This window comes from Mycolicibacterium pyrenivorans (assembly GCF_025821625.1).
Lineage (GTDB): Bacteria > Actinomycetota > Actinomycetes > Mycobacteriales > Mycobacteriaceae > Mycobacterium > Mycobacterium pyrenivorans.
This window is the reverse complement of the sequence record NZ_JACKSH010000026.1, coordinates 1-15,956: the sequence shown is the minus strand read 5'-3', so window position 1 is coordinate 15,956 and position 15,956 is coordinate 1. Positions and strand designations below refer to the sequence as shown.

Here is a 15,956-nt window from a genome sequence, read left to right as displayed (position 1 = left end):
TGCAGTGATCAACAGAGCGAACACGACCCAGAACATGCCGACGGCCCTGCCCACGGCATCCGTCGACCTGGACGCGATCGCCCACAACGTGGCTACGCTGCGCGAACACGCGGGCTCGGCCGCGGTGATGGCCGTCGTGAAGGCCGACGGTTACGGTCACGGCGCCACCCCGGTGGCCCGCGCAGCCCTGGCCGCTGGCGCCGCCGGACTCGGCGTCGCGACGGTCGACGAGGCCTTGGCGCTGCGCCGCGACGGCATCACCGCCCCGGTGCTGGCCTGGCTACACGTCCCGAACACCGATTTCGCGCCTGCACTGCTCGCCGACGTCGAGGTGGCGGTGTCCTCGCAACGTCAGGTCGATGACGTCGTCGACGCCGTCCGGCGCACGGGCACCACGGCGACGGTCACCATCAAGACCGACACCGGCCTGAGCCGCAACGGGGTCGGGCCCCACGACTACCCGGCGGTGCTCGACGCGCTGTGCCGGGCCCAGGCGGAGGGCGCGGTGCGGGTGCGGGGGATCATGTCGCACCTGGTGCACGGCGACGACCCCGAGAACCCGCTCAACGGCGTGCAGGCCCAGCGGCTGTCCGACATGGCGGCGACGGCCCGGGACCGCGGGCTGCGCTTCGACGTCGTCCACCTGAGCAACTCGCCTGCCGCCCTGACCCGCCCCGATCTGGCGTTCGACATGGTGCGACCCGGCATCGCGGTGTACGGCCTGAGCCCCGTCCCGGAACGCGGCGACATGGGGCTGCGCCCGGCGATGACGGTGCGGTGCCCGGTCGTGATGGTCCGCCCGTTGAAGGCCGGCGACGGCGTGTCGTACGGGCACACCTGGATCGCCGAGCGGGACACCACGGTGGCACTGATCCCGGCCGGCTATGCCGACGGCGTCTTCCGGACGTTGAGCAATCGCTTCGAGGTCGCGATCAACGGCAGACGCTATCGCAACGTCGGCCGCATCTGCATGGATCAGTTCGTGGTCGACCTCGGTCCGGGCGCGACCGACGTCACCGAGGGTGACGACGCGATCCTGTTCGGCCCCGGCACCGACGGCGAGCCGACCGCGCAGGATTGGGCGGAGCTGCTGGGCACCATCAACTACGAGGTCGTCACCAGCCCCCGGGGGCGGATCGGCAGGAGCTACCGCGGGGGTGGGTCCCGGTGAACGGGCGCGCGGGATGGCTGGCGGGCGCGGCGGGGGTGTCCGCCGTCGGTACGGCCGCGGGAGTGTCGGCGGCGCGGTCGCTGCGCCGCCGCGTCACCACCGAAGACCCGCACATCGACGAGGATTTCGAGCTGCTCGACGCCGACCGCAGCTGTGTGGTCACCACGCCCGACGGCGTCCCTCTGGCGGTGCGCGAGGTGGGACCCGAGGACGCGCCGCTGACGGTGGTGTTCGCCCACGGCTTCTGTCTGCGCATGGGATCGTTCCACTTCCAGCGCGCCCGGCTCTCCGAGCAGTGGGGAGACCAGGTGCGGATGGTCTTCTACGACCAGCGGGGCCACGGCCAGTCGGGGGAGGCGTCGCCGGACACGTACACCGTCGAACAACTGGGTCAGGATCTGGAGAGCGTGCTCGCCGTCATGGCGCAGCGCGGCCCCGTCGTGCTGGTCGGGCACTCGATGGGGGGCATGGCGCTGCTGTCCCACGCCCGTCAGTACCCGCAGCGCTACCCGACCCGCATCGTCGGCGCCGCACTCATCGCCTCTGCCGCAGAAGGGGTTTCGCGTTCACCGCTGGGGGAGATCCTGAAGAACCCGGCGCTGGAGGCGGTGCGGTTCACCGCGCGGTACGCGCCGAAGCTGGTGCACCGGGGCCGCGGCGCGGCACGCAAGGTGATCGGCCCGATCCTGCGCGCGGCGTCCTTCGGCGACGAGAAGGTCAGCCCGAGCGTGGTGGCGTTCTCCGAGCGGATGATGCACGACACCCCGATCGCCACGCTGGTGGAGTTCCTGCACGCCCTCGAGGTGCACGACGAGACCGAGGGGCTGGTGACGCTGAACAAGGTCCCGACGCTGGTCGCCTGCGGTGACCGCGACCTGCTGACGCCGAAGGAATACTCGCAGGAGATGGCGGACGCACTGGCCAAGTCGGAGCTGGTGATCGTCTGCGGCGCAGGACATCTGGTCCAGATGGAGCATCCGGAGATCATCGACGACGCACTGGTGCGGTTGGTGGAACGCGCGACACCGTCGAAGCTCGTCGCGCTGACACGCCGGGTGCGGGAACGGGTGCGCACGAATGGATGAGTGTTCGGGCACCTCGGAGTTGCTCACCGCCGAGGACACCATCGCGCTGGGGGCCCGGCTGGGCCGTGAGCTGCGCGCCGGCGACGTGGTCGTGCTGTCGGGGCCGCTCGGAGCCGGGAAAACCGTGCTCGCCAAGGGGATTGCGCAGGCCATGGACGTCGAAGGGCCGGTGCTGTCGCCGACGTTCGTGCTGGCCCGTGTGCATCCGGCACGCACCGAAGGAGCCCCCGCGATGGTGCATGTCGACCTGTACCGGTTGCTCGACGAGTCCTCGGTCGACCTGCTCGCCGAACTGGATTCGCTGGACCTTGACACCGACCTCGATGACGCCGTGGTGGTCGTCGAATGGGGTGAGGGGGTCGCCGAACGGCTGTCGGACAGCCACCTCGACATCCGGTTGGAGCGGGCCCCCGACACCGACGCCCGCATCGCCATCTGGCAGTGGAGCCGGCCGTGAGCAGGCTGGTGCTGGCGATCGACACCGCCACACCCGCGGTCACGGCGGGGGTGGTGCGGCTCGACGGCGAGGTCACCGAGGTGCTCGCCGAACAGGTCACCGTCGACGCCCGCGCGCACGCCGAACAGCTCACCCCCAACATCGTCGGCGCGCTCGGCGACGCGGAGGTCGCGGTCGACCGGCTCGACGCCGTCGTGGTGGGTTGCGGCCCAGGCCCGTTCACCGGGCTCCGGGTGGGCATGGCGACGGCGGCCGCGTACGGCCATGCGCTCGGCGTGCCGGTGCACGGGGTGTGCAGTCTCGACGCGATCGCGGTCGGCACCACCGGGGAGGTCCTCGTGGTCACCGACGCCCGTCGGCGCGAGGTGTACTGGGCGCGCTATCGCGACGGCGTCCGCATCGACGGACCCGCCGTGAACGCCGCGACCGACGTACCCGGCGGCGCCGATGCGGTGGCGGGCTCGCCCGAGCACGCCGCCCTGTTCGACCTGCCGCGGCTGGCGCCGGTCTATCCCAGTGCGGCGGGACTCGTTGGCGCGGTGGCGGATTGGGATGCCGATCCCGATCCGCTGGTGCCGCTGTACCTGCGCAGGCCCGACGCCAAGCCGCAGGCGGCGCCGCGGTGACCGCGCGCTACGGCCCGCTGAAGGCCGGTGATGCGGCGCGGTGCGCGGAGCTGGAAGCCCAGTTGTTCGACGGCGACGATCCGTGGCCGGAGAAGGCATTCCTGGCCGAGCTCGCCGCCAAGCACAACCACTACGAGGCCGCGCGCGTCGACGACAAGCTGGTGGGTTACGCGGGCATCGCCCGGCTCGGCCGGATCCGGCCCTACGAGTACGAGATCCACACCATCGGCGTCGACCCCGCCTACCAGGGCCAGGGCATCGGCAGGCAGTTGCTTCACCGGTTGTTCGAGTTCGCCGGCGGCGGAACGATCTTCCTCGAGGTGAGGACCGACAACGAGGCGGCGATCGCACTGTACGAGAGCGAAGGGTTCACCAGGGTGGGGGTGCGTAAGCGTTATTACCGCGTCAGTGGCGCCGATGCCTACACGATGAAACGGGAGCGGCGATGATCATCTTGGCCATCGAGAGTTCGTGTGACGAAACCGGGGTCGGCATCGCCGACCTCGGGGACGACGGATCGGTCACGCTGCTCGCCGACGAGGTGGCCTCCAGTGTGGACGAGCACGCCCGTTTCGGCGGTGTGGTTCCCGAGATCGCGTCCCGCGCGCACCTCGAGGCGCTGGGCCCGACGATGCGCCGCGCGCTGCAGACCGCGGGCGTCACCAGGCCCGACGTCGTCGCGGCCACCATCGGCCCCGGACTGGCCGGGGCACTGTTGGTGGGAGTGGCTGCGGCCAAGGCGTATTCGGCGGCGTGGCAGGTGCCGTTCTACGCCGTCAACCATCTCGGCGGTCACCTGGCCGCTGACGTGTTCGACCACGGCCCACTGCCGGAGAGCGTCGGCCTGCTGGTGTCCGGCGGGCACACCAACCTGCTGCACGTGCGCTCGCTGGGGGAGCCGATCGTCGAGCTGGGCTCCACCGTCGACGATGCGGCGGGGGAGGCGTACGACAAGGTCGCCCGGCTGCTGGGGCTGGGCTATCCGGGCGGCAGGGTGCTCGACGAGCTGGCGCGCACCGGTGATCCCGACGCCATCGTCTTCCCGCGCGGCATGACCGGACCATGGGACGCGGCCTACTCGTTCAGTTTCTCGGGGCTCAAGACCGCGGTGGCCCGCTACGTGGAGCGGCACCCCGAGGCGTCGCAGGCCGACGTGGCGGCGGGATTCCAGGAGGCCGTCGCCGACGTGCTGACCGCCAAGGCGGTGCGCGCGGCCGAGCAACTCGGGGTCTCGACGCTTCTGATCGCCGGCGGCGTCGCCGCGAACTCGCGGCTGCGGGAACTGGCGGCGCAGCGTTGTGCCGCAGCGGGTTTGACGTTGCGGATCCCTCGGCCGCGGCTGTGTACCGACAACGGCGCGATGATCGCTTCGTTCGCGGCGCACCTGATCGCCGCCGGCGCGGAGGCGTCGCCGCTCGATGTGGCCAGCGACCCGGGTCTGCCGGTGGTGCAGGGGCAGGTCGCGTGACTGGCAACGGTATCGCCGACAAGCTGGAGATCACCGAACTGCTGTACCGCTACGCGGAATTCGTCGATGCAGGCGACTTCGACGGGGTCGGGGACCTGCTCGGCCGCGGCAGCTTCATGGGTGTTTCGGGTGCAGCGCGGATCTCCAAGCTGTTCGCGACCACCACCCGCCGATTCCCCGAGCACGGCAACACCCCACGCACCCGTCATCTCGTGCTCAATCCGATCGTGGAGATCAGCGGGGACACCGCAGCCGCGCGTTCGACGTTCTGCGTGGTGCAGCACACCGAGGCGATCTCGCTGCAGCCCATCGTTGTTGGGCGCTATCAGGACTCGTTCGCCCGTGACGACCACGGCTGGTACTTCACCGAGCGCCGGGTGGACATCGAGATGCTCGGTGACGTCTCGGATCACCTGGTGATCGATCCGAGTCAACTCAGCTAGAACGGCGGGGGATCGTCGCCGTAGTCGGGGACGTAATCGGCAGAGGGAAATTCGTAGGGGGCGTTCATGCGGCCCTGGTCTCGGGTCCGTACCGCCGCGGTTGACCCTGCGTCGAGGGCACGCTCTGCGGCGTTGAGGCGCCGCTCCGCGGTGATGCGGGCGGCGCGGGTCTGCGCGCGGGTGCGTCGGCGGGTGGGCATCATCAGCTGCCGGCCGGGGCCGGTCGGTGCTGCGTCCCGTCCGGCGGGTGGTGGTGGGGTGGCGGTGTTCCATTGTGGGAACAGCAAGCCGCTCAACGGTTTCGTCGTGTACGACAGACCACTGGGAGTGGTGATGACGACGGAGCCGTCGGGGTGCTGCCGGTCGGTGAAGCCGTCCCAGAACGTCTTCACCAAATGATGCAGGCGGCAGTAGCACTTGAGGTTGCCGGGGTGGGTGGCGCCGGCGGGCCACGGCTGGGTGTGGTCGATGTCGGCGTGCACCGCGGGGCGATCACACCCGGGGAATCGGCAGGTCAGGTCCCGGGTGCGGACGAACTCCTGCAATGCGGTGGAGGGCCGGTAGCGGTCCTCGCTTTGGGTGGGGGCACCGACGAACCGGACCTTCGCACCTCTGGCGATCAGTTCGGCCAGCAGTGGTGCGGGGACGATCGCCCCCTTGGCGCCGGGAATCAGCGCGACGCTGCGCCGCCGCGGCGTCTCGGTGCGCTCGGCCTGTTCGGCCTGTTCGACGGGAGCGGGCGGCGCGTCGGCGCCCTCGCCGTGGAGCTCGCGATCCAGGCTTTCGTCCAGACACTCCTTGTCGGCGATGACGTGGACGACCACGCTGCCGCCCCGACCGTCGTCGGCTTTCCCGGCACACGAAGCGTTGTCACATTGACACGCCAGGTGCGTGGCCTGAAGCGCTATCGCGCCGATCGCATCGGAGCGTCGTTGGCCAAGGGTGCGGGGATCGTCGTCGCACACCGTGGCGAGCATGACGGTGATGCGCCGCTCGAGCAGCGCCCCGTCGGTGTTGGTCAGCCTGCCGTACACCGTCGTGGTGCCCGTGGTGTCGTCACGTTTCCCGACGACGAAATCGCGTGCCCGCACCGAGGTTCGGACACGGCGGACGGCATCCGGGTCGTAGCGTTGGACCCAGAAGTCGATCGCCTTTTCCAGCTTGTTTTGCGAGAGCGGACCCCACTCGTGGGCGCGGTCGGCGATCTCGGTGTCCAGCTGGGCCAGGGCATGCCCGTCGAGGACCAGGGCGGTGCGCCACCCGATGGTGTTCACCATCCCGATCGGGATCTCGCCGGCCAGGAACCGTCGCCCCACCTTCGGCAGCCGGTCACGCAGTGTCACGGCGAGATCGATCTGCCCGAGCGCGCGGCCGTGGCCGACCGTCAGCGCGCAGGACACCTCGGCCGCGGCGGCATCCCGGTCGTCACACGCCCACCCCGGGTGCAGCGCGTCGGTGCAGCGGCGGCGCTCCAGCTCGGCGATCGCTGCCAGCTTGCGCGCTTCGGCGGCCGCCGAAGCCCGCGCCCAGCCGGTGATCGCGCCGACCAGGGCGGCATCGCCGACCTCGGCCAGCGAGCCCGATTCCGGAAGCGACCCATCGAACATGTGTTCGATACTACGCGCGTCCACCGACACGTCCGATCGCCTCAGCGCAACCCAGCCTTGAGTGCTAGCACTCGCGTGTATAGAGTGCTAGGTGGCAGTCGGTCCAAACCCTGTGTCGGCACCCGCGACGACGGCGCGTGGGGCGGTCACCGGCCGCCGAGTACATACACCAACATCAGTGAAGGGGCTCCATCGTGGCGAGCGTGAACATCAAGCCACTCGAGGACAAGATCCTCGTACAGGCCAACGAGGCCGAGACCACGACAGCATCCGGTCTGGTCATCCCCGACACCGCCAAGGAGAAGCCGCAAGAAGGCACCGTCGTCGCAGTAGGCCCCGGCCGCTGGGATGAGGATGGCGAGAAGCGGATTCCCCTGGACGTGTCTGAGGGCGACGTGGTGATCTACAGCAAGTACGGCGGCACCGAGATCAAGTACAACAACGAGGAGTACCTGATCCTGTCGGCCCGTGACGTGCTGGCTGTCGTCTCCAAGTAAGCAATATCGTGTTCCGCCCCGGACGTTCCCGCATACGGGTGATGTCCGGGGCGGCGCGCGTCATACCCGTCTTTAGGGAAAGAAATCTATGAGCAAGCAGATTGAATTCAACGAAACCGCGCGTCGCGCCATGGAGGCCGGCGTCGACAAGCTCGCGGACGCGGTCAAGGTGACGCTGGGCCCGCGCGGCCGCCACGTGGTGCTCGCCAAGGCGTGGGGTGGTCCGACCGTCACCAACGACGGCGTGACCATCGCCCGCGAGATCGACCTCGAGGACCCGTTCGAGAACCTCGGCGCTCAGCTGGTGAAGTCGGTGGCCACCAAGACCAACGACGTCGCCGGTGACGGCACCACCACGGCCACCGTGCTGGCGCAGGCCATCATCAAGGCCGGCCTGCGCAACGTGGCGGCCGGCGCCAACCCGATCGCCCTCGGGGCGGGCATCTCGAAGGCCGCCGACGCGGTCTCCGAGGCGTTGCTGGCCGGGGCCACGCCCGTGACCGACAAGAAGTCGATCGCCCAGGTGGCCACCGTGTCGTCCCGCGACGAAGAGGTCGGCGAGCTGGTCGGCGAGGCGATGACCAAGGTCGGCCACGACGGGGTCGTCTCCGTCGAGGAGTCCTCGACGCTGCTGACCGAGCTGGAGATCACCGACGGCGTCGGGTTCGACAAGGGCTACATCTCGGCGTACTTCGTCACCGACTTCGACGCTCAGCAGGCCGTGCTCGAGGATGCTCTGGTGTTGCTGCACCGCGAGAAGATCAGCTCGCTGCCCGATTTGCTGCCGCTGCTGGAGAAGGTCGCCGAGAGCGGCAAGCCGCTGCTCATCGTCGCCGAGGACGTCGAGGGTGAGGCGCTGTCGACGCTCGTCGTCAACGCGATCCGCAAGACGCTGAAGGCCGTTGCGGTCAAGGCGCCGTTCTTCGGTGACCGCCGCAAGGCGTTCCTCGACGATCTCGCGGTCGTCACCGGCGGTCAGGTCGTCAACCCCGACGTGGGCCTGATGCTGCGTGAGGTCGGCCTGGACGTGCTGGGCACCGCCCGCCGCGTCGTGGTCGACAAGGACAGCACAACGATCGTCGACGGTGGCGGATCGAAGGAGGCCATCGACGGGCGTGCCGCTCAGCTGCGCGCCGAGATCGAGGCGAGCGATTCGGACTGGGACCGCGAGAAGCTCGAGGAGCGGCTGGCCAAGCTGGCCGGCGGCGTCGCCGTCATCAAGGTCGGCGCAGCCACCGAGACGGACCTGAAGAAGCGCAAGGAGGCCGTCGAGGACGCCGTCTCCGCGGCGAAGGCTGCCGTCGAGGAGGGCATCGTCGTCGGCGGCGGTGCCGCGCTGGTGCAGGCCCGTGCCGGCCTGGCGAAGCTGCGCGAGTCGCTGTCCGGTGACGAGGCACTCGGTGTCGACGTGTTCTCCTCGGCGTTGTCGGCGCCGCTGTACTGGATCGCCACCAATGCCGGGCTCGACGGTTCGGTCGTGGTGAGCAAGGTCGCCGAACTGCCCGCCGGGCACGGCTTCAACGCCGCCACGCTGGAATACGGTGATCTCCTCGCCGACGGCGTGATCGACCCCGTGAAGGTCACCCGCTCGGCCATCGTGAACGCGGCGTCGGTGGCGCGGATGATCCTGACCACCGAGACCGCGGTGGTCGAGAAGCCGGCCGAGGCCGAGGACGACGGCCACGGCCACGGTCACTCGCACGGCCACGGTCACTCGCACTAGTTCAACGCGGTAACGAAGCACCCCCGGTCCACACGGCGGGGGTGCTTCGTTTACTGCGTGGAGGCCTGACCGAGGGCATACGCTGCCAATGGAATCGGGCAACTGGATGACGAGGAAGTATGCCCCTAACGCGACTGCGTCACTCAGCGGCCGGCCTTGTTGCCTGTGTGGCCGCGATGGCGTTCGTGTCACCGGCCGCTGCCGACCCGATGAACCCGATACCGGGGAACGGTTTCTTTCTGGTCGGGCCCGACATCGTGCCGGGTCTTTACAACACGGGCGGGACGGCGTCGGTCTTCGGGGTCTGGATCAACGATGTGCCGACACAGGACTCGATGTGCGTGTGGTTCACCTACAGCACGCCAGATGCGAACAAGGACCATGTGGTCGCCACGAATATGTCGATCGGTCCGATGTACGCCAACATCAACTCCTCGGTGATGGCCTTCGAGTCGCGGAACTGTCAGCCCTGGACCCGGGTCACCTGAGCGCTCGGCGACGAACTCTGCTGCAATCCGCTACCACGGTCAGTGTTCTCCGGAGTTCCGCTCACGTGCGTTGCCGTCGGCGGGCTTGCGCGCGACGAGGCGTTCGACAAGTCCCACCTTGAACCGCTGGATCTGTTCGACGTCCATGCCTGCGGCGCGTACCTGGACAGACGGCCTGCGCAGGAAGTGCTCACCGCCCAGCGGCACGGTGAAGGTTTCCAGGAACCGCTGCACACCGCGGGCGATCCGCGAGGTGCTCGCGACGTGGTCGACGAGGATGAGCTTCCCTCCGGGGCGCAGCACCCGCGTCATCTCCTTGATGGCCTTGACGTGGTCCGGGATCGCGCAGAGCCCGAAGGTGCAGACGACGGTGTCGAAGGAGGCGTCGGCGAACGGCAGCGCATGGGCGTCGGCCTGCTGCAGGGTCGCCGTACGGCCGAGTTCGGCGGCGCGCCGGCGGGCGCCGTCGAGCATGGCATCGCTCCAATCGATGCCGGTCAGCGTGATCCCCGCCGGATAGGCCTCCAGGTTGAGCCCGGTCCCGACGGCGACCTCCAGCACCTCACCGGTCGCCTGCCCGCACGCCCATTGGCGGGAATCGCCGAACACATGCCGGTCGAAAAACCCCATCTGCCGGTCGTAGGAGCCGGAGTGCTTGTCCCAATAACGTTGCCATCGGGCGGTCCGGTTGTCGGTCGAGGTCACGGTGAGTCAACTCCTCGGGTTGGTTTCGGGCCTGGCGCGCAGAGCGCACTGCACCAGAGTGGCATGCTCGCCATGATGCAGCCCCGGCACCGCGACGCGAGCTAGATTTCACCCATGAACCAGCTCTTGGGCAGATCGGGTCGCCGCCTCGCGGCGCTGGCGGTCGCCGGCGTCGCGGCACTCAGCGTCCTCACGGCCTGTGCGGGGACATTTGAGCGTCCCGCGCAAGCCCCCGGCGGCACGGAGGAGGTCGCCGGAGCGCCCCTGCCGCAGGACATGCCGCAGCAGCCGCCTGCCGACAAGCGCGACGTGGTCAAGACGGCGTCGATGAGCATCGTGGTGTCCAACCCCGCCGAGGCCGCGGACAAGGCCGCCGTCATCGTCGAGAACGCCGACGGCCGGGTCGACAGTCGATCCGAGGACGCGGGATCGGACACCGGGAGAGCGCGCACATCGGTGGTCCTGAGGGTCCCCGCCGCCAAGCTGGACGAGGCGATGCGGGAGCTCAAGGCACTGGGCGCCGTCGAACACGCCGAGATCGCCACCGAGGACGTCACCGCGCAGCGTGTCGACCTCGACGCCCGGATCAAGGCACTGCAGACCTCGGTGGACCGGCTGCTGGCCATCATGCGCGACGCCAGGGATCCCGACGCGCTGATCAAGGCCGAGGATGCGCTGTCGGAGCGTCAGGCGGAGCTCGACAGCCTGCGGGCGCAACGCGAGGCGCTCGGCGACCGCATCGACTACAGCACTGTCGATGTCACCTTCACCGCCGAGGCGATCGGCGGACCGGCGCCCACCGAGTACCGGGGTTTCCTGGGGCAGGTCGAACGAGGTTGGGACGCACTGGTATCCGTGGCGGGCACCCTGGTGCTGATCTTCGGCCTGATGCTTCCCTGGTTGGGCGTGCTGGCCGTCGCCGCCGGCATCGGCTACGGCATCATCCGGCTCCTGCTTACCCGCCGGCCGGAGCCACGCGTTGACGCGGCGGCAATTGTCACGAGGCCGGCCGAGGCTGAGGACGACGGCAAACCCGTCTCCTGATGGCCGGGGTGTTCTCGTATTGAGGACCTGAATTTCTGGCATTTGGCCCGCCGGGGGTCGCCACCATCGCTCCGCTGCTCATTCAGCCGATCGCACCGGACGACATAGCTCAGATATTCGCCGAGGTTGCCGCCGGGGAACCGCAGGGCCGCTACGTCGACGTCGCCGGCCCCGAGACGCAAGACCTGGTCGACATGGCCCGGCGCACCAACGACGTCCTGGGTCGCAAGGTGCAACTGGTTCCCACCTGGTCGGGTCCTCTTGATGTGTCGATGGCCGGCAATGTCCTGCTGCCCGGCGAGAACGCCCGCATCGCCCCGACCACCTTTGACCAATGGCTGGCTGCCGGCGCGACATAGGAGACAAGATCGCCAGACGTTGCCCTGTTCATCAGACCCTGACCTCGGAGGTGCACATCGCTACCGACCAGCGCTCCATTTGAGGCAACCGCCCCATGCCGACCCGGGTGCCCGCCCCGCACTGTTGGGCCATGACCACGATTCAGAACCCCCGCATCGCCGCCGCCGAGGTGGCACGGACACCGACCCTGCCCACCGGACCCGACGAGACCGTCACCGGGTTCGGCGTGATGGGATTGCCTTTTGCCAGTGGGCATTATCTCGCCCTGCGCGATTTCCCGGCCGCGTCGTTCCTGCCGGGCTCGGTGCCCGGCTACCGGTCGGTGTGGCACCGCGACCCCGACGGCGCGTGGACGTTCTACGCCACCACGCCCGCGGAACACAGCTGCGCCCGCTACTTCAGTTCGGTCACCGCCAACGACGCCGTCGTCTGTCCGGTCGACGTCACCTGGACCGGCGACTACACGCTCGTCGTCGACATCCCCGACGTGCTGCGCTGGACGATCGGGCTGCACGACACGGCGGCGACCCGGCTGCTGACGAGGATCGGCTCACGGCTGCCCGACGGGGTGTGGACGAGCCCGGGCGCACTCGGGGCGATCGGCCGGTGCGCCGGCGCGATGCTGGGTGCCGGGCAGGTGCGGCTTGCGGGCACGATGCCCAACGGGCAGAACTTCCGGATCGCGCCCCGGCGGATGTGGGCGGTGCGTTCCTCGCGGGCGGTGCTGCACGGTCGCGACCTCGGCGCGATCGCGCCCCTTCCGGACCAGGCGCGCCTCGGCGACTTCCGGGCCCCCCAACGCGGCCTCGCGGTGGTCGGACAGGGCCGATTCGACGCATTCGACCCCACCAGGCACCGAAGTGCGGCCGACTTGGCATGTCCACCGCCGCTCTGAGGAGCACAATCAAGGCGATGGACCCGGGGACCGGCCCGACGAGGGCCGAACTGCTGGCGGCGCTTTCGGTGGCCGTCGACCTCGGCTTGGGTCAGCCCGCCGAACACATGCTGCGTTCGGCGCTGATCGGAACCAGGATCGCCGACCGGCTCGGTTTGGACCGCGCGCAACGCGATTGCGTCTACTACACGGCCCTGATCATGTGGATCGGCTGCCACGCCGACTCCCACGAGTACGCCCGATGGTTCGGCGACGACATCGCCGTCCGGCACGACTCCTACTCCGTCGACTGGTCCGGGCTGCCGTACTACCGCTTCATCCTGTCCAATGTTGCTCGGGGCGAACCACTTTCGCGCCGGATGATGGTGCTGGCCGCACTGTTGGTCAATGCCCGCGGCCAGCTGTCCCGGTTGATCCACAGCCACTGCACGTCCGCGGCGCTGCTCGCCGAGCGGATGGGCCTGAGCCCCGACGTCCAGCACGCCCTCGGCTTCACCTTCGAGCGATTCGACGGCGGGGGACTGCCCACCGGAGCGCGTGGCGACAGCCTGCCGATCGCGATCCGGGTGGCCCAACTGTCCGACATGGTCGAGGTGCACCACCGCAATCTCGGCGTCCACGGCGCCGTCGCGATGGTGCGGGCCCGCAGCGGTGGCCAGTTCGACCCGGACGTCGCGGAGGTGTTCGTCGCCGACGCCGACAAGATCCTCGCCGGTCCGGCCGCCGGCGACAGTTGGCATGCCGCGTTGCGGGAGGCGCCCGATCGCGCCGACCGCGTCGACGGTCGCGAACTGGATGCGCTCCTGCAGGCGCTCGGCGACTTCGTCGATCTGAAATGCCCGTTCACACTGGGACATTCGCGTGCCGTCGCCGACCTTGCGGCCGGCGCGGCAACAATCGCGGGACTCGACGAATCCGGGGTCTCCCTCGTCCGCCGCGCCGGCTACGTCCACGACCTCGGGCGGATCGGGGTCTCCAACCAGGTGTGGTCCAAGCCCGCGGCGTTGACCGCGGGGGAGTTCGAACGGGTTCGGCTGCATCCCTATCTGACGGTGCGCATTCTCAGCCAGGTCAGCGGATTGCAGGACGTCGCGACGGTGGCCGGCAACCACCACGAGTGTGTGAACGGCACCGGGTACCCGCGCAGCCTCGCAGGCCCGGCGCTGGGGCTGCCCGACCGCATCCTCGCCGCGGCGGTGAGCTACCAGGCGGCGCTGGAACCGCGTCCCTACCGGCCGGCGCTGACGACCGGCGACGCCGAACGCAGGCTCAAGACGAGGGTGCGTGCCGGCGAACTCGACTCGGCGGCCGTCGACGCGGTGTTGTGCGCCGCCGGGCACGGGGAGCACCGCCACCATCCCCGGCCCGACCGGCTGACTCCCCGCGAGGTCGAGGTGCTGTGCCTGGTCGCCACGGGGGCGTCCAACAAGGAGATCGCCGCGGCGCTGGTGATCAGCGAGAAGACGGCCCGCAACCACGTGGAGCGCACCTACGCCAAGATCGGCGCGTCCAACCGGATCGGCGCCAGCATGTACGCGCTGCGCAACGGACTGGTGCCGCAGCGCTGAATTGAGGCAGACGACCCATTCGCGGCGCCGCCGATCGGGTGACCATCGCGATATGACCACTTCATCTGTCCGCAACACATCAACCGGCCGCATACTGGCGGTCGGTTACGGCGGTCTCTGCTACCTCGTGTTCCTCGCGTCGTTCGCATATGCCATCGCGTTCGTGATGGGACTCGGCGTGCCCCGCACGGTGGACCGCGGCATCGCCGCGCCACCGCTTGAGGCTTTCGGTGTCAACGTCGCGCTGTTGTCGGCGTTCGCCATTCAGCACAGCGTCATGGCCCGCCCCGCCTTCAAGCGGTGTTGGACACGCATCATTCCGGCGTCGATCGAGCGCAGCACCTATGTATTGGCTGCCAGCCTGCTGTTGGGTCTGCTGTGTTGGCAGTGGCGCACGATCGAGGGGACGGTCTGGCACATCGGTGAGCCGGCGATCCGGCTGCTGGTGTGGGCGCTGGCCGTCGGAGGCTGGGTCATGGTGCTGGCGACGACGTTCATGATCAACCACTTCGAGCTGTTCGGTCTGCGACAGGTCCTCGACGCCTGGCGGGGCACCGGCAACGGCCGTACGGGCTTCAAGACGACGCTGTTGTACCGCCTGGTCCGTCACCCGTTGATGCTCGGATTCCTGATCGCCTTCTGGGCAGCCCCGACCATGACCGCCGGGCATCTGCTGTTCGCCGTCGCGACCACGGGCTACATCCTGGTGGCCCTGCGGCTCGAGGAACGCGACCTGACCGCAAGCCTGGGGGAGCAGTACTGCCAGTACCGCCGCGACGTCCCGATGCTGATCCCGCATCCGGTGCGGCACGGCTGAGGTTTCAGGCGGTGCGGCGGGTTCAGGCGGTGCGGCGAATCCCCCGCTTGAGGAGCAGCTCGCGCTCGGATTCACTCAGGCCGCCCCAGATTCCGTAGGGCTCGCCGACGGCCAGCGCATGGGAGCGGCACTGGGTGATCACCGGGCAACGGCGGCACATCTCCTTGGCGCGCATCTCACGCTGAGCGCGGGCGCGACCGCGCTCGCCGTCGGGGTGGAAAAACATCGAGGAATCGACACCTCGGCAAAGGCCCGCCATCTGCCAATCCCAGATATCGGCGTTCGGCCCGGGCAACTGTTGCGGCTGTGGCATTGGAAAACCCCTCTCTGCACATCCATTTCGCTAACGCGCCGGATGCGTGAGTCGTGGAACTGATCCGAGCACAGTCGCCGATGACCACTCGTGCACACAACGTAGAAGGGCTACCGAATTGCCGTCAATAGGCTGGCGTTGTGCTCAACCGCATATCCGCAGGCAGAAAATTTACATCCCGTTCATCGATGCGACCCGCGGGCAACGAGATCGGTGCTAGCAGGTGCGGACGGCCCGAGATGCCAACCGGTGTTTTGGCTGTTCAGTTCACGCTGTGTCGTTCGAGCATTCACCGGCGCTCACGAGGCGGTTGACATGGAATTAACATCCCCACCACAAATTGTTAACTGACGCGGGATTAAACGATTTTGGAATTGATAACGTGCCGATCCGGTATGGATGACGCGGCGTTCGGCGGCAACCCGGGGCAATGGCCCCTGCCGCCTGCCATGACACCAGAGCAGCTGTGGTTGCGCGCGGTCGCCGCGGGCGGGCAGGGCCGCTACAACAGCGCGCTGGCCGACCTGGACCGGCTCCACCGGCTTGAGGCACACGGCCCGCTCGCCTCGCTGGCGCTGAGCACCAGGGCGTCGTTTCTGCGGCAACTCGGGTGGCACGACCGCGCCCGGTCGCTCGACGGGCGCGCGCTGCTGGTCGCCGACGGCGCCGCGACGCCGGCTGCCGACGCG

At 69.0% G+C, this 15,956-nt stretch carries 18 protein-coding genes and 1 pseudogene; 16 read left to right on the top strand and 3 right to left on the bottom strand.

Annotation, left to right across the window (positions count from 1 at the left end; genetic code table 11):
* The first annotated feature begins 34 nt into the window (after window positions 1-34).
* Genes alr through H7I57_RS03705 form a run of 7 tightly spaced genes read left to right on the top strand, consistent with a single transcriptional unit; the run spans window position 35 to window position 5,250 of the window.
* Window positions 35-1,171 (top strand): alanine racemase, encoded by a 1,137-nt coding sequence (alr, locus tag H7I57_RS03735; protein ID WP_264022104.1) that lies wholly within the window; start codon window positions 35-37, stop codon window positions 1,169-1,171.
* Window positions 1,168-2,256 (top strand): alpha/beta fold hydrolase, encoded by a 1,089-nt coding sequence (locus H7I57_RS03730; RefSeq protein WP_264021959.1) that lies wholly within the window; start codon window positions 1,168-1,170, stop codon window positions 2,254-2,256. The genes alr and H7I57_RS03730 overlap by 4 nt, the downstream gene beginning before the upstream one ends.
* Window positions 2,249-2,713, top strand: coding sequence for a tRNA (adenosine(37)-N6)-threonylcarbamoyltransferase complex ATPase subunit type 1 TsaE (gene tsaE / locus H7I57_RS03725; RefSeq protein WP_264021958.1), 465 nt, complete (start codon window positions 2,249-2,251; stop codon window positions 2,711-2,713). Before H7I57_RS03730 ends, tsaE begins: the two co-directional genes overlap by 8 nt.
* Window positions 2,710-3,339 carry a tRNA (adenosine(37)-N6)-threonylcarbamoyltransferase complex dimerization subunit type 1 TsaB gene (tsaB, locus tag H7I57_RS03720; RefSeq protein ID WP_264021957.1) on the top strand — a complete coding sequence of 210 codons (630 nt, stop codon included), beginning with the start codon at window positions 2,710-2,712 and terminating at the stop codon, window positions 3,337-3,339. Before tsaE ends, tsaB begins: the two co-directional genes overlap by 4 nt.
* Window positions 3,336-3,788 (top strand): ribosomal protein S18-alanine N-acetyltransferase, encoded by a 453-nt coding sequence (gene rimI, locus H7I57_RS03715; protein WP_264021956.1) that lies wholly within the window; start codon window positions 3,336-3,338, stop codon window positions 3,786-3,788. The genes tsaB and rimI overlap by 4 nt, the downstream gene beginning before the upstream one ends.
* A complete protein-coding gene (gene tsaD / locus H7I57_RS03710) occupies window positions 3,785-4,807 on the top strand; it encodes a tRNA (adenosine(37)-N6)-threonylcarbamoyltransferase complex transferase subunit TsaD (RefSeq protein ID WP_264021955.1) in 1,023 nt (340 codons plus the stop codon). The genes rimI and tsaD overlap by 4 nt, the downstream gene beginning before the upstream one ends.
* Window positions 4,804-5,250 carry a nuclear transport factor 2 family protein gene (locus H7I57_RS03705; RefSeq protein WP_264021954.1) on the top strand — a complete coding sequence of 149 codons (447 nt, stop codon included), beginning with the start codon at window positions 4,804-4,806 and terminating at the stop codon, window positions 5,248-5,250. Before tsaD ends, H7I57_RS03705 begins: the two co-directional genes overlap by 4 nt.
* Here the strand turns inward: H7I57_RS03705 and H7I57_RS03700 are convergent.
* Window positions 5,247-6,857, bottom strand: coding sequence for an HNH endonuclease signature motif containing protein (locus tag H7I57_RS03700; RefSeq protein WP_264021953.1), 1,611 nt, complete (start codon window positions 6,855-6,857; stop codon window positions 5,247-5,249). The two genes, H7I57_RS03705 and H7I57_RS03700, sit on opposite strands and share 4 nt — an antisense overlap.
* Before the next feature lie 194 nt (window positions 6,858-7,051).
* Between H7I57_RS03700 and groES the strand changes: the two genes are divergently transcribed.
* The 3 genes from groES to H7I57_RS03685 all read left to right on the top strand — a co-directional run bounded on the left by groES (window position 7,052) and on the right by H7I57_RS03685 (window position 9,565).
* Entirely contained in the window at window positions 7,052-7,354 is a 303-nt protein-coding gene (gene groES, locus H7I57_RS03695) for a co-chaperone GroES (protein ID WP_048630140.1), read from the top strand.
* 88 nt (window positions 7,355-7,442) lie between these two features.
* Window positions 7,443-9,077 carry a chaperonin GroEL gene (gene groL / locus H7I57_RS03690; RefSeq protein ID WP_264021950.1) on the top strand — a complete coding sequence of 545 codons (1,635 nt, stop codon included), beginning with the start codon at window positions 7,443-7,445 and terminating at the stop codon, window positions 9,075-9,077.
* Between the two features lie 119 nt (window positions 9,078-9,196).
* Window positions 9,197-9,565, top strand: a complete 369-nt coding sequence (locus tag H7I57_RS03685) for an Rv1352/Rv1906c domain-containing protein (RefSeq protein WP_264021949.1) — start codon at window positions 9,197-9,199, stop codon at window positions 9,563-9,565.
* Window positions 9,566-9,604: 39 nt separating this feature from the next.
* Here H7I57_RS03685 and H7I57_RS03680 read toward each other — a convergent pair whose 3' ends face one another.
* Complete coding sequence (locus H7I57_RS03680; RefSeq protein WP_264021948.1) at window positions 9,605-10,270, bottom strand: class I SAM-dependent methyltransferase; 666 nt, start codon at window positions 10,268-10,270, stop codon at window positions 9,605-9,607.
* A 114-nt stretch (window positions 10,271-10,384) separates the two neighbouring features.
* Between H7I57_RS03680 and H7I57_RS03675 the strand changes: the two genes are divergently transcribed.
* The 5 genes from H7I57_RS03675 to mddA all read left to right on the top strand — a co-directional run bounded on the left by H7I57_RS03675 (window position 10,385) and on the right by mddA (window position 14,954).
* A complete protein-coding gene (locus H7I57_RS03675; RefSeq protein ID WP_372510115.1) occupies window positions 10,385-11,314 on the top strand; it encodes a DUF4349 domain-containing protein in 930 nt (309 codons plus the stop codon).
* A 194-nt stretch (window positions 11,315-11,508) separates the two neighbouring features.
* Window positions 11,509-11,673, top strand: coding sequence for a hypothetical protein (locus tag H7I57_RS03670; protein ID WP_264021947.1), 165 nt, complete (start codon window positions 11,509-11,511; stop codon window positions 11,671-11,673).
* Between the two features lie 131 nt (window positions 11,674-11,804).
* Window positions 11,805-12,569, top strand: coding sequence for a hypothetical protein (locus H7I57_RS03665; RefSeq protein ID WP_264021946.1), 765 nt, complete (start codon window positions 11,805-11,807; stop codon window positions 12,567-12,569).
* A gap of 17 nt (window positions 12,570-12,586) precedes the next feature.
* The gene (locus H7I57_RS03660; protein WP_264021945.1) at window positions 12,587-14,137 is read left to right on the top strand and encodes an HD domain-containing phosphohydrolase; all 1,551 of its coding nucleotides are present in this window, start codon (window positions 12,587-12,589) and stop codon (window positions 14,135-14,137) included.
* A gap of 52 nt (window positions 14,138-14,189) precedes the next feature.
* Complete coding sequence (gene mddA, locus H7I57_RS03655; RefSeq protein WP_264021944.1) at window positions 14,190-14,954, top strand: methanethiol S-methyltransferase; 765 nt, start codon at window positions 14,190-14,192, stop codon at window positions 14,952-14,954.
* 22 nt (window positions 14,955-14,976) lie between these two features.
* On the opposite strand, the gene H7I57_RS03650 is transcribed toward mddA, so the two are convergent.
* On the bottom strand, window positions 14,977-15,267 hold the full coding sequence (locus tag H7I57_RS03650) for a WhiB family transcriptional regulator (RefSeq protein WP_264021943.1): 291 nt from the start codon (window positions 15,265-15,267) through the stop codon (window positions 14,977-14,979).
* 395 nt (window positions 15,268-15,662) lie between these two features.
* Between H7I57_RS03650 and H7I57_RS03645 the strand changes: the two are divergent.
* A pseudogene (locus H7I57_RS03645) lies at window positions 15,663-15,956 on the top strand (hypothetical protein); the annotation flags it as partial.